This is a genomic window from Ewingella sp. C233 (assembly GCF_055407225.1).
The window spans coordinates 348,860-362,432 of record NZ_JBUZRI010000001.1 but is presented as its reverse complement, the minus strand read 5'-3'; the positions used below and the strand labels follow the sequence as shown (position 1 = coordinate 362,432).

The following is a 13,573-nucleotide window of genomic DNA, read 5'->3' as shown; positions in this document are numbered from 1 at the left end:
GTGAATGATGAGTGCAGAAAGAATAACAGTAGCACTTCAGTACATAATGTCAGGCGGAAGAAGGCGTTAAATTGTCAGCGGATGAAAGTGACTCCTTATTTCCTTCATTTTTCATCTGCCGGCGATGGCTACACTATGCCTATAAAAAGGGATGAACATGAAGAGTGAAACTGTGCGTAAAAGCCCTCTGCGAATAGTAATTATCCTGCTGGTGTTGGTGATTGCCGCGCTGGGCGTCTGGTATTTCTCGATGGGAAAGCCCGACCCACAGAGCGTAAAAACCGGTGCGCAAAATGTGAAAAGTGTGGCGCGTCCCGCAGGCGGAGGGCGGCGCAATATGCCGCTGCCTCCCGTGCAGGCGGCGCTGGCTATCGAGAAATCCGTTCCTCAATATCTCAGCGGGCTGGGCACCGTGACGGCGTCCAATACCGTGACGTTACGCAGCCGGGTGGATGGTCAGCTGATGTCGCTGCATTTCACTGAGGGTCAGCAGGTCAAAACCGGTGATCTGCTGGCGGAGATCGACCCGCGTCCTTATCAGGTGTTGTTGACTCAGGCGCTGGGGCAGCTCAACAAAGATCAGGCCACGCTCGATAACGCACGCCGTGATCTGATGCGATACCAGCAACTGGTCAAAACCAATTTAATTTCACATCAGGAACTGGACACCCAACAGTCACTGGTGCGTCAGAGTGAAGGCGCCGTGGCGGTGGATCAGGGTGCGGTTGACAGTGCCAAGCTGCAACTGACCTACAGTAAAATAACCTCCCCCATCGATGGCCGTGTGGGCCTGAAGCAGGTGGATATCGGGAATATTATCTCCAGCAGCGATACGACCGGCATTGTGGTGCTGACCCAAACGCATCCGATTGATGTGGTTTTCACCCTGCCGGAAGCAACCATCAGTTCGATTGTTCAGTCGCAGCACAATGCTCAGCCGTTGACAGTTGAAGCCTGGGATCGCACCAATCAGCATCAGCTGACACAGGGCACCTTGCTGACGCTCGATAACCAGATTGATGTCACCACCGGCACCATCAAACTGAAAGCGCGCTTTGATAATCAAGACGATGCGCTGTTCCCTAATCAGTTCGTCAATGCGCGCCTCAAAATCGGCACTCTGCAAAACGCCGTAGTGATACCAACCGCTGCGGTGCAAATGGGCAACGAGGGTCACTTTGTCTGGGTGGTGGACAGTGACCAAAAAGTGAGTAAACACATCGTCACCACCGGAATGCAGGACAGCCAGCAGACCGTCGTCACCGCCGGGATCAGCGCAGGAGCGCGCGTAGTAACCGACGGTATTGACCGCCTGACTGAAGGCGCCACCGTCGAGGTTATTGAGCCTGAAACCGCCGCGCAGGTCGCGGCAGCGGCGGATAAACCCGCTGAAAAACATCGTCACAGGAAATCCTGATGCAGGTGATGCCGGATAAACCTCAGGGCGGCCCGTCGCGTCTGTTTATTCTGCGCCCGGTGGCGACTACGCTGCTGATGATTGCGATTCTGCTGGCCGGGATTATCGGCTACCGTGCCCTGCCGGTAGCGGCGCTGCCGGAAGTCGACTATCCGACCATTCAGGTGGTTACGCTCTATCCGGGTGCCAGCCCGGATGTCACTACGTCAGCCATTACCGCACCGCTGGAGCGCCAGTTCGGCCAGATGTCTGGCCTGAAACAGATGCAGTCGCAAAGTTCCGGCGGCGCGTCGGTTATTACGTTACAGTTCGGGCTTGAACTGCCGCTGGACGTCGCCGAGCAGGAAGTGCAGGCCGCCATCAACTCCGCCACCAATTTACTGCCAACCGATCTGCCCAACCCGCCGGTTTATAGCAAGGTTAACCCGGCTGATCCGCCGATCATGACGCTGGCGGTGACCTCTACCGCGATGTCGATGACCGCGGTAGAAGATCTGGTGGAAACCCGCGTGATGCAAAAACTGGCACAGGTCAGCGGCGTCGGACGGGTGAGTATTTCCGGCGGTGAGCGCCCGGCGGTAACGGTCAAACTGAATGCACCCGCGATGGCTGCCCTCGGGCTAACCAGTGAAATAGTTCGCGCTGCCATCGCCGCGGCCAACGTCAACTCCGCCAAAGGTAGCTTCGACGGGCCGGAACGCTCCGTGACGCTTTCCGCTAATGACCAGATGAAATCCGCTGCCGATTACCGCGCACTGGTGGTCAGTTATCAAAATGGCGCGCCGGTGTTGCTCAGCGATATCGCCAGTGTCGAACAGGGCGCGGAAAACAGTAAACTGGCGGCCTGGGCCGATAAACGCCCGGCCATCGTACTGAATATTCAGCGTCAGCCGGGAGCGAATGTCATCACCACCGCTGACAGCATCCGGGCAATTTTACCGACCCTGCAACAGAATCTGCCGAAATCAGTCCACATCGATCTGGTGACTGACCGGACCACCACCATCCGCCACTCGGTTAGCGATGTGCAGTTCGAATTACTGCTCTCGGTGGCGCTGGTTGTCATGGTGATGTACCTGTTTTTACGCAATGTGGCCGCGACGCTGATCCCAAGCGTGGCGGTGCCACTGTCACTGATTGGCACCTTTGCAGCGATGTATTTTCTGGGCTTCTCGGTCAATAACCTGACGCTGATGGCGCTGACCATCGCCACCGGTTTTGTGGTCGATGACGCTATCGTGGTGATCGAAAATATTTCGCGCTATATCGAGAAAGGCGAGACACCGCTCAATGCCGCGCTGAAAGGCGCGGGCGAAATCGGCTTTACCATTATTTCCCTGACATTTTCGCTGATCGCCGTGCTGATCCCGCTGCTGTTTATGGGCGATATTGTCGGGCGGTTATTCCGCGAATTTGCCGTCACGCTGGCGATAGCCATTTTGATCTCCGCTGTCGTCTCGCTGACGCTGACGCCAATGATGTGCGCCCGTATGCTCAGCCATGAATCGCTGCGTAAACAGAACCATTTTTCGCGCGCGTCGGAGCGAATGTTCGAGCGCATTATTGCCACCTACGGGCGCGGGCTGACGGTGGTACTGCGCCATCAGTGGCTGACGCTCGGCGTGGCGCTGGGTACGCTGGCGCTGACCGCCCTGCTCTATATGCTGATCCCTAAAGGGTTTTTCCCGGTACAGGACAACGGGTTGATTCAGGGAACGCTGGTCGCACCACAATCGGTGTCGTTCAGTAATATGGCCAGCCGTCAGCAACAGGCGGCGGCGATTATTTTGCAGGACCCTGACGTTGAAAGCCTGACCTCGTTTATCGGCGTGGACGGCACTAACCCAACGCTCAATACCGGCCGGTTGCAGATTGCCCTCAGGCCACTCAGTGACCGCAGTGACCGTGTGGATGCCATCATTCCGCGCCTGCAGGAAGCGGTCGCCAGACTGCCGGGCATCGCGCTTTATCTGCAACCGGTGCAGGACCTGACTATCGACACGCAGGTCGCCCGCACGCAGTATCAGTTCACTTTACAGACCCTGACCACTGACTCCCTTGGGCGCTGGGTGCCGCAACTGCTGGACAATCTGCGCGCCCTGCCGCAGTTGCAGGATGTCAGCAGTGACTGGCAGGATCAGGGACTGGAGGCCTACATCAAGGTCGACAGAGACAGCGCCAGCCGTCTGGGCATCAGCATGACCGATGTCGATAATGCGCTGTATAACGCCTTCGGCCAGCGGCTGATCTCCACCATTTATACTCAGGCTAACCAGTACCGCGTGGTGCTGATGCACGATACCGCGCAGACGCCGGGCATAAGCGCGTTGCAGGATATCCACCTCAATGGCAGCAACGGCAACAGCATTTCACTCAGCGCCATCGCCCAGTTTGAGCAGCGCAAGACCGCGCTGTCGGTCAACCATCTGGATCAGTTCCTCTCGGCTAGCGTCTCGTTTAACGTCGCGCCGGGCTATTCGCTTGGGCAAGCGGTGGACGCCATCAAACTGGCGCAACAAAATCTGGCGATGCCTGCCGATATCAGCGTGCATTTTCAGGGCGCAACGCTGGCGTTTGAGGCAGCACTTGGCAGCACGCTGTGGCTGATTCTGGCCGCCGTGGTGGCGATGTACATCGTGCTCGGCGTACTCTATGAAAGCTTTATCCATCCGGTGACGATTTTATCGACGCTGCCGACGGCGGGCGTCGGGGCACTGCTGGCGCTGATGCTGGCGGGCAGTGAGCTGGACGTGATTGCCATCATCGGCATTATTTTGCTGATCGGCATCGTGAAGAAAAACGCCATCATGATGATTGACTTCGCGCTGGCCGCCGAGCGCGATCATGGCATGACGCCGTATGAGGCAATTTATCAGGCCTGTCTGCTGCGCTTTCGGCCGATTCTGATGACCACGCTGGCGGCGCTGCTCGGGGCATTACCGCTGATGCTCAGCACCGGCGTAGGCGCAGAGCTGCGCCGCCCGCTCGGCATCTGTATGGTCGGCGGGCTGATCGTCAGTCAGGTGCTGACATTGTTTACCACGCCGGTGATTTACCTGCTATTTGACCGGCTTGCGCGCCGACTGCGCCCGCATGCTTATACTCCGCCTGCGGAGCATGAATCGCAGACTGAGCGGTCCCCGCGATGAAATTCTTCGCGCTGTTTATCCACCGGCCGGTCGCCACCACATTATTGACGCTGGCGATTGTGCTGGCAGGTGTGCTGGGTTTCCGGCTGCTGCCGGTCGCCCCGCTGCCGCAGGTGGATTATCCGGTGATTTCCGTTACCGCGACGCTGCCGGGGGCCGATCCTGAAACCATGGCGTCGTCCGTCGCCACGCCGCTCGAAAGCACGCTGGGCCGCATCGCCGGTGTGAATGAGATGACTTCTGTCAGTACGCTCGGCAGTACGCGCATCACACTGGAATTTGATTTTGACCGCGACATCAACGGGGCTGCACGCGATGTGCAGGCGGCGATCAACGCTGCACAAAGTCTGCTGCCGTCAGGAATGCCGAGCCGCCCGACCTACCGTAAAGCCAATCCGTCCGACGCGCCGATCATGATAATGACCCTGACCTCGGATACCTACAGTCAGGGCCAGCTGTACGACTACGCCTCGACGCAGTTGGCGCAAACCCTTTCACAGCTGGACGGCGTGGGTGACGTGACCGTCGGCGGCAGTTCACTGCCTGCGGTACGGGTCGATCTCAACCCTGAGGCGCTGTTTAATCAAGGCGTATCGCTGGACGCCGTACGCACCGCCATTGCCGCCGCGAATGTGCGCAAGCCGCAGGGCGCCCTCGAAGATGACAGCCAGCATTGGCAGGTCCGCACCAATGATGCGCTGAAAACCGCCAAAGATTACGCGCCGCTGGTGGTACACGTCAGCAACGGCAATGTTGTCCATCTGCGGGATATCGCAGACGTCAGCGACGGTGTGCAGGATCAGCGCAATGCCGGGCAGACAGGTCTTGAAAAAGGCGGTGTCAGACCGGCCATTTTGCTGCTGGTCCGCCGCAGCGCCGACGCCAATATTATCGCCACCGTTGACCGTATCCGTGCCGAACTTCCCCAGTTGCGGGAGGCCATTCCAGCCGCGATTACTCTCCAGGTGGCGCAGGACCGCTCGCCAACCATTCGCGCCTCACTTGATGAAGTGGAAACCTCACTGAGCATTGCGGTAGCGTTGGTGATCCTGGTGGTATTTCTGTTTCTGCGCTCAGGCCGCGCAACGCTTATCCCTGCGGTGGCCGTGCCGGTGTCGCTCATCGGTACTTTTGCGGCCATGTATCTGTGTGGATTCAGCCTGAACAATCTGTCACTGATGGCACTAACCATCGCCACCGGTTTTGTGGTCGATGACGCAATCGTGGTGCTGGAGAATATTTCGCGGCATATCGAAGCCGGAATGAAACCGATGGACGCCGCGTTGCAGGGTGTGAAAGAGGTCGGCTTTACCGTGTTGTCGATGAGCCTGTCGCTGGTGGCGGTGTTTATTCCGCTGCTGTTAATGAGCGGTTTGCCGGGGCGACTGTTTCGCGAATTTGCCGTCACGCTGTCTGTCGCGATAGGGATTTCGTTGCTGGTGTCGCTGACTTTAACGCCGATGATGTGCGCCTGGTTGCTGCGCCCGGCTGCCCTGCCGCAGCCGCCGAAAAAGCACGGCGTCAGCTCACTGTTGCTGAGACTTCAACAGGGTTATGGCCGGTCACTGAACGGGGTGCTCAATCACGCGCGCTGGGTCGGCGTCGTATTGCTGGCGACTATTGCGCTGAATATCTGGCTTTATATCGCCATTCCGAAAACCTTTTTCCCCGAGCAGGATACCGGCCGCCTGATGGGCTACATTCAGGCAGACCAGAGCATTTCATTTCAGGCGATGCGCGGCAAAATGACTGACTTTATCCACCTCGTCAGTCAGGACAAAGATGTGGCCAACGTTACCGGCTATACCGGCGGTTCACGCACCAACAGTGGCATGATGTTTATATCGCTTAAGCCCCTGTCTGTGCGCACAAGTAATGCGCAGGAGGTGATTGCGCGCCTTCGCACCGCGGCGTCGCAGGAGGCCGGGGCCGGGCTTTATCTCTCGGCGGTGCAGGACGTGCGCGTCGGTGGGCGACAGGCCAATGCCAGCTATCAGTACACGCTGCTGTCGGACAGTTTGCAGGATTTACGTCAGTGGGAGCCCAAAATCACCGCAGCACTTGGCGCACTGCCGGAGCTTGCCGATGTGAGTTCCGATCAGCAGGATCAGGGCGCAGAAATGCAGCTGACCTACGATCGCGCCACCATGGCGCGCCTTGGCATTTCGATTTCCAATGCCAACGCGTTGCTCAATAACGCCTTCGGCCAGCGGCAGATTTCTACCATTTATCAGCCACTCAACCAGTATAAAGTCGTGATGGAAGTCGCACCGCAGTACACACAGGATGTCAGTTCGCTGAGTAAAATGTTTATTATCAACAGCGCAGGAACCTCAGTCCCACTCTCTGTTTTCGCCAAATGGCAGCCCGCCAACGCGCCGTTACAGGTGAACCATCAGGGTATGTCGGCAGCGGCGACCGTCTCCTTTAACCTGCCTGAGGACGGCAGCCTGTCGGAGGCCTCGGCGGCGATTGACCGCACCATGACGCAACTTGGCGTACCGTCAACCCTTCACGGCCAGTATGCCGGTACCGCGCAGGTGTTTCAGGAGACGCTCAAATCCCAGTTGCTGCTGATTATCGCCGCCATTGCCACCGTGTATATTGTGCTGGGCATATTGTATGAAAGTTATATTCACCCGCTGACCATTTTGTCGACGCTGCCCTCGGCGGGCGTGGGGGCCCTGCTGGCGCTGGAGCTGTTCAGCGCACCGTTCAGCCTGATCGCCCTGATTGGTATTATGCTGTTGATAGGTATTGTGAAAAAGAATGCCATCATGATGGTGGATTTCGCCCTTGACGCGCAAAGACGCGGGCAGCTTACCGCCCGCGAGGCCATTTTTCAGGCCTGTCTGCTGCGCTTTAGGCCGATTATGATGACCACGCTGGCCGCGTTATTTGGGGCATTGCCGCTGGTGCTGACGTCCGGCGACGGCGCGGAGCTGCGCCAGCCATTAGGGATCACTATCGTCGGCGGTCTGATCGTGAGCCAGCTGCTGACGCTCTACACCACGCCGGTGGTGTACCTGTTCTTTGACCGGCTGCGCAGCCGATTCAGCCGACAATCAAAACTCACCCCGCTTGCGGACACGGATTTATGACATCACCTTCTGAGATAACAGACACTGCCCCGCCCGCCCCGCTGCCGCCTTCCGTACGCTGGCAGTTGTGGATTGTGGCCTTCGGTTTTTTCATGCAGGCGCTGGATACCACCATCGTCAATACGGCGCTGCCTTCGATGGCCGCCAGTCTGGGTGAAAACCCGCTGCATATGCACAGCGTCGTCGTCGCCTATGTGCTGACCGTCGCCGTGATGCTGCCCGCCAGCGGGTGGCTGGCAGACCGTGTCGGTGTGAAATGGGTGTTCTTTTCGGCTATCGTTTTGTTCACGCTCGGTTCCCTGCTGTGCGCGCAATCGTCCAGTTTGCAGGAGCTGGTGATGTCGCGCGTAGTACAAGGGATTGGTGGCGCGATGATGGTGCCGGTCGGGCGGCTGACGGTGTTGAAAATCGTACCGCGCAGCGAATATATGGCCGCAATGACCATGGTGACGATCCCCGGTCAGGTCGGTCCGTTACTCGGCCCGGCGCTGGGCGGTTTTCTGGTGGAGTACGCCAGCTGGCACTGGATTTTCCTGATCAACCTGCCGGTGGGGCTGGCCGGGGGGATCGCGACGTTGATGATCATGCCCAATTATCAGATGCAGACCCGGCGCTTTGATATCAGTGGTTTCATCATGTTGGCGATCGGCATGGCGACCCTGACGCTGGCGCTGGACGGCAGCCGGGGACTCGGCCTTTCGCCGTGGCAACTGGCGCTGCTGGTGGCGGTCGGTGTCGCGTCACTCGGTATTTACTGGCTGCACGCACGCGGTAATCTCTCCGCACTGTTCTCGCTGCGGTTGTTCCATACGCCAACGTTTAAAATTGGTCTGATCGGCAGCTTCCTCGGGCGCATCGGCAGCGGTATGTTGCCGTTTATGACGCCGGTATTTCTGCAACTCGGCATGGGCTTCACGCCGTTCCACGCCGGTCTGATGATGGTACCGATGGTGATCGGCAGTATGGGGATGAAGCGCGTAGTGGTGCGGCTGGTGAACAGGCTCGGGTATCGCCGGGCACTGGTGACCGCCACATTATTACTGGCGCTGATCACCCTGATCTTCCCGTTCGTGGCGATATACGGTGCATACTGGATGATCCCGGTGGTGCTGTTCTTCCAGGGGATGGTCAATTCGCTGCGTTTCTCGTCAATGAATACACTGACGCTCAAAGATCTGCCGTCGCGTCTGGCGAGCAGCGGCAACAGTTTGCTGTCGATGATCATGCAGTTGTCGATGAGCCTCGGAGTCAGCGTGGCGGGAATTTTCCTCGGCCTGTTCGCCCACCAGCAGGTGGTCGCAGGCAGCGCCACGATGCACAGTGCCTTTCTTTACTGTTATTTATGCATGGCGCTGGTTATCGCCCTGCCCGCTTGGGTATTTTCACGCGTGCCGGATGACGGCCTGAAAAATACCCTGATTGACCGCCGCCGCGCCCAGGCCGGTTCACCCGACCCAATGAGAAAATCATGAGACCTGGAATTACCGCCAAGCTGTTTATGGCCATCTTCTTCACCTGCGGCCTGGTGTTAATCACCATGAACTGGGGCGTGCGGATGAGCTTTGAGCACGGCTTTATCGACTATATTCGCCAAAGTAACGAGCAGCGCGTGGAGCTGCTGGCAGATACATTGCAGGAGCAGTATAAGCTGCACGGCAGCTGGGAGTTTTTGCAAAAGAACGACAAGTTGATCTATCAGATCATGCGTTCATTCGAACAAAATAATGGCAGCAGCCTGCCGCCGCAGGGCTGGCGGACTAAGTTCTGGATCCTCGACAGCCACGATCAGCGCATTGGCGGTTCCGATCTCCCCATTCCGCCGGATATGAAAGGGACACGGCGCATAATGAACGTCAACGGTGTGAATATCGGCACCGTGCTTTCCACGCCCGCCGAGCGCCTGACGCGTAACGCCGACATTAATTTCGATCGTCAGCAGAACCGCACCAGCTGGATCATCGTTGGCTTTACCGCCCTGCTGGCCGCCGCCGTCACCTGGCTGCTGTCGCGCGGTATGCTCGCGCCGGTCAAACGGCTGGTTCAGGGGACACATCAACTGGCGGCGGGCAATTTCAGTAGCCGGGTTAAAGTGGACAGTCAGGACGAGCTCGGCAAACTGGCGCAGGATTTCAACCAGCTGGCGACCACGCTGGAGAAAAATGAGCAGATGCGGCGTGCTTTTATGGCGGATATTTCCCATGAACTGCGTACGCCGCTGGCAGTATTGCGCGGTGAGCTGGAAGCGATGCAGGACGGCGTGCGCAAAATGACGCTCGATTCGCTGAGTTCGTTGCAGTCCGAAGTCGCTATTTTGACCAAGCTGGTGGATGACCTCTATCAGCTTTCGCTTTCGGATGCGGGCGCGCTGGCCTACCGCAAAGAAGAGATCGATGCCGTACATCTGATTCAGTTGGCTGAAGCCGGTTACCGCGACCGGTTCCAGCAAAAGCAGTTGTCGCTCAACAGTTCGTTGCCGGAAAAAGTGATGCTGTTTGGTGACCCGCAACGTCTGTCGCAGCTGTTCAATAATTTGCTAGAAAACAGTCTGCGCTATACTGACGGCGGAGGTGGTCTGCAAATTATCGCCAGCAAACGGGATAAATCGCTGCGCATTGTTTTTCAGGACAGCGCACCGGGCATTAATGACGAGCAGTTACAGCATATTTTTGAGCGGTTTTACCGCGCTGAGGGCTCGCGTAACCGTGCCAGCGGCGGCTCCGGTTTAGGCCTGGCGATCTGCCAGAATATTGTTGAAGCCCACGGCGGGCGGATAAGCGCCAGCCACTCGCCTTCCGGCGGCGTTTGTATCACCATCAGTCTGCCGCTTTCTATTCCCCTTGGACCGAGAAACTGAATGAATTCCTCTGCGATATCCGGCCCTGCGCCGCTGCAAATTTTGATTGTTGAAGATGAGCCGAAACTCGGTCAGTTACTGGTCGACTACCTTGAGGCGGCCGGTTACGCCACACAGTGGCTCTCCAACGGGAATGACGTGGTGCCGCTGGTGAAAACCAACCCACCGGCGATGATCCTGCTGGACCTGATGCTGCCGGGCAGCAGCGGCCTGAGCATCTGTCGCGATATCCGCCAGTTCTCCGATATCCCGATCATGATGGTCACCGCCAAAACTGAAGAAATCGATCGGTTGCTGGGGCTGGAAATCGGCGCGGATGATTACATCTGCAAGCCTTACAGCCCGCGTGAAGTGGTGGCCAGAGTAAAAGTGATCCTGCGCCGCTGCGTGCGTCCGGCGGATAATCCGGCCGATGATTTGGGTTTGCATATCGACGAAGCCTGTTTTCAGGCCAGCTATCAGGGCCACGAACTGGAACTGACACCGGCAGAATTTCGCCTGCTGAAAACGCTGTCGGTGAAACCGGGCTATGTCTTCACCCGCGAAGTGTTACTCAATAATCTCTATGACGATTACCGCGTCGTTACCGACCGCACTATTGACAGCCACATCAAGAATTTACGCCGTAAACTTGAGTCTATCGACGGAGATAAGGCCTTTATCCGCGCCGTTTATGGTGTGGGCTATCGGTGGGAAGCAGAACCCTGCCGGATGATTTAACAGCAGACGAATGCATAGAAATGTAAATCTGGCCTAAGTCTGTCTTCCAGATCACAGTTTCAAAGATTAAAACGCCACCCTGTGACCGTTGCGCTGCGAAAAACCTTTCGTTAACTACACTTATCTCTGGATGAATTCACTCACAGGAGAGATTGCTATGGCGACGGGTCATTATGAACTTAAGAAAGCGAAGAACGGACAGTTTCACTTTAACCTGAAGGCTGGCAATGGAGAGATCATTCTCACCAGCGAGATGTATGCCAGCAAAGCCTCGGCGGAAAATGGTATCGCCTCCGTGCAAGCCAACTCCACCGATGAAAAACAGTTTGAAGTCAAACCGGCTAAAGACGGTCAGCACTATTTCGTGCTGAAAGCGAAAAACCATCAGATTATCGGGGTCAGTGAGATGTACACCACCGAAGCTGCCGCCCATAAAGGGATTGCTTCCGTCAGTAAAAATGGACCTTCAACGGATATCCGAGACCTGACCGCGAATTGACCACTCCTCTTTTCCTCACTTGCGCATATAAGGGGCTAAATTGATCTAGCCCCAACTTCCCCCAAATACCCACACTAACTGGCTGCTTTTTACCTTTTCAGGCGTTACAATCCGGGCCTTTCGTCGCCCCCTTCGGGACGGCCCTGACTTGCTATCAGACTGAGAATAACTATGTTTACTCCGGAATTACTCTCTCCGGCCGGTTCGCTTAAGAACATGCGCTACGCCTTTGCTTACGGTGCAGATGCAGTTTATGCCGGCCAGCCCCGTTACAGCCTGCGTGTGCGTAATAACGAATTCAACCATCAGAATCTGGCCATTGGCATCAATGAAGCCCACGAACTGGGTAAGAAATTCTATGTGGTGGTAAATATTGCGCCGCATAACGCCAAGCTGAAAACCTTCCTGCGTGATCTGCAACCCGTGATCAATATGGGGCCAGACGCCCTGATCATGTCTGATCCGGGTCTGATTATGATGGTGCGCGAAGCATTCCCGCAGATGGATATTCATCTGTCGGTACAGGCTAATGCGGTGAACTGGGCCACGGTGAAATTCTGGCAGCAAATGGGGCTTACGCGGGTGATTTTATCGCGTGAGTTGTCACTGGATGAGATCGCCGAAATCCGCGCACAGGTGCCGGATATGGAGATTGAGATCTTCGTTCATGGCGCACTGTGCATGGCGTATTCTGGCCGTTGCCTGCTCTCCGGTTATATCAACAAACGCGACCCGAATCAGGGTACCTGCACCAATGCCTGCCGCTGGGAGTACAAAGTTCAGCCCGGCAAAGAGGACGATCTGGGTAATATTGTGCATCAATATGAACCGATCCCGGTGCAACAGGTTGCGGAGGAAGCCGCGCCAGAACCCACGCTCGGCATCGGTCAGCCCACCAGCGAAGTCTTTATGCTCGAAGAGGCACTGCACCCAGGCGAATACATGAGCGCGTTCGAAGATGAGCACGGCACCTACATCATGAATTCCAAGGATCTGCGCGCCATTCAGCACGTCGAGAGTCTGACAAAAATGGGCGTGCATTCGCTGAAAATCGAAGGCCGTACCAAGTCCTTCTATTATTGCGCCCGCACCGCACAGGTTTATCGCCGCGCTATTGATGACGCCGTTGCCGGAAAACCGTTTGACCCGACGTTGCTCACCACGCTCGAAGGGCTGGCTCACCGTGGTTATACCGAAGGTTTTTTGCGCCGCCACACGCACGATGCCCAACAGAATTATGAGTACGGTTTCTCAGTCAGTGACCGCCAGCAGTTCGTGGGCGAATTTACCGGTCAGCGTGTTGACGGCTGGGCGGAAATTGACGTCAAAAACAAATTTAGCGTGGGTGACAGCGTGGAAATAATGACGCCTAATGGCAACGTCCAATTTACCCTTGCAGCGCTGCGCAATAAAAAAGGTCAGCCGGTGGACGTTGCGCCGGGTAACGGCCACATAGTTTATGTTTCACTGCCGGAAGAAATTGACCTTGAGTTCGCCATTTTATTGCGAAATCTGGAAAAGACTGACACGCGCAATCCGCACGCCAAATCCTGACAGGGTGAAATCTGGATATAGCTGCCGATGAGCATGGGTAAAAACGCCACATTAGGTGGCGTTTTTATTCTTCTTTTTTAGATAATAACATCAAAAATAAGAAACCGGTCACATTCACCCCCGTTTTGTTTCGTTATTATCCTTTTCGCAATTTATACGAATGATAAATAAATTATCGGACATCAAAAAGAACCACCTCCTTGGCCGGCTCAATCTCCCTTGAGCTGGCTTTTCTTTTTTATTTCAACACATTACTAACACACGAAATCATTCTCTTTA

General features: G+C 56.4%; 8 protein-coding genes. All 8 read left to right on the top strand.

Translation table 11 applies throughout. The features are described 5' to 3' along the window. Positions 1 to 157: 157 nt before the first annotated feature. Positions 158 to 1,417, top strand: coding sequence for an MdtA/MuxA family multidrug efflux RND transporter periplasmic adaptor subunit (locus ACZRKO_RS01730; protein WP_463735553.1), 1,260 nt, complete (start codon positions 158 to 160; stop codon positions 1,415 to 1,417). Beyond that, positions 1,417 to 4,566 carry an MdtB/MuxB family multidrug efflux RND transporter permease subunit gene (locus ACZRKO_RS01725; RefSeq protein ID WP_463735552.1) on the top strand — a complete coding sequence of 1,050 codons (3,150 nt, stop codon included), beginning with the start codon at positions 1,417 to 1,419 and terminating at the stop codon, positions 4,564 to 4,566. Before ACZRKO_RS01730 ends, ACZRKO_RS01725 begins: the two co-directional genes overlap by 1 nt. After that, positions 4,563 to 7,667, top strand: coding sequence for a multidrug efflux RND transporter permease subunit MdtC (gene mdtC, locus ACZRKO_RS01720; RefSeq protein WP_463735551.1), 3,105 nt, complete (start codon positions 4,563 to 4,565; stop codon positions 7,665 to 7,667). The genes ACZRKO_RS01725 and mdtC overlap by 4 nt, the downstream gene beginning before the upstream one ends. After that, entirely contained in the window at positions 7,664 to 9,139 is a 1,476-nt protein-coding gene (gene mdtD / locus ACZRKO_RS01715; protein WP_463735550.1) for a multidrug transporter subunit MdtD, read from the top strand. Before mdtC ends, mdtD begins: the two co-directional genes overlap by 4 nt. Further along, entirely contained in the window at positions 9,136 to 10,521 is a 1,386-nt protein-coding gene (gene baeS, locus ACZRKO_RS01710; RefSeq protein ID WP_463735549.1) for an envelope stress sensor histidine kinase BaeS, read from the top strand. The genes mdtD and baeS overlap by 4 nt, the downstream gene beginning before the upstream one ends. After that, positions 10,522 to 11,241: an envelope stress response regulator BaeR gene (gene baeR / locus ACZRKO_RS01705; RefSeq protein ID WP_463735548.1), complete on the top strand. Its 720-nt coding sequence runs from the start codon at positions 10,522 to 10,524 to the stop codon at positions 11,239 to 11,241. Between the two features lie 157 nt (positions 11,242 to 11,398). Continuing rightward, positions 11,399 to 11,740 carry a YegP family protein gene (locus ACZRKO_RS01700; RefSeq protein WP_463735547.1) on the top strand — a complete coding sequence of 114 codons (342 nt, stop codon included), beginning with the start codon at positions 11,399 to 11,401 and terminating at the stop codon, positions 11,738 to 11,740. A 171-nt stretch (positions 11,741 to 11,911) separates the two neighbouring features. Continuing rightward, positions 11,912 to 13,294, top strand: coding sequence for a prephenate-dependent tRNA uridine(34) hydroxylase TrhP (trhP, locus tag ACZRKO_RS01695; RefSeq protein WP_463735546.1), 1,383 nt, complete (start codon positions 11,912 to 11,914; stop codon positions 13,292 to 13,294). Positions 13,295 to 13,573 lie beyond the last annotated feature (279 nt).

Bases quoted from the DNA above. Each gene is read 5' to 3' on its own strand.
- ACZRKO_RS01730 (WP_463735553.1), top strand. From the start codon at position 158: ATGAAGAGTGAAACTGTGCGTAAAAGCCCTCTGCGAATAGTAATTATC.
- ACZRKO_RS01725 (WP_463735552.1), top strand. From the start codon at position 1,417: ATGCAGGTGATGCCGGATAAACCTCAGGGCGGCCCGTCGCGTCTGTTT.
- mdtC (WP_463735551.1), top strand. From the start codon at position 4,563: ATGAAATTCTTCGCGCTGTTTATCCACCGGCCGGTCGCCACCACATTA.
- mdtD (WP_463735550.1), top strand. From the start codon at position 7,664: ATGACATCACCTTCTGAGATAACAGACACTGCCCCGCCCGCCCCGCTG.
- baeS (WP_463735549.1), top strand. From the start codon at position 9,136: ATGAGACCTGGAATTACCGCCAAGCTGTTTATGGCCATCTTCTTCACC.
- baeR (WP_463735548.1), top strand. From the start codon at position 10,522: ATGAATTCCTCTGCGATATCCGGCCCTGCGCCGCTGCAAATTTTGATT.
- ACZRKO_RS01700 (WP_463735547.1), top strand. From the start codon at position 11,399: ATGGCGACGGGTCATTATGAACTTAAGAAAGCGAAGAACGGACAGTTT.
- trhP (WP_463735546.1), top strand. From the start codon at position 11,912: ATGTTTACTCCGGAATTACTCTCTCCGGCCGGTTCGCTTAAGAACATG.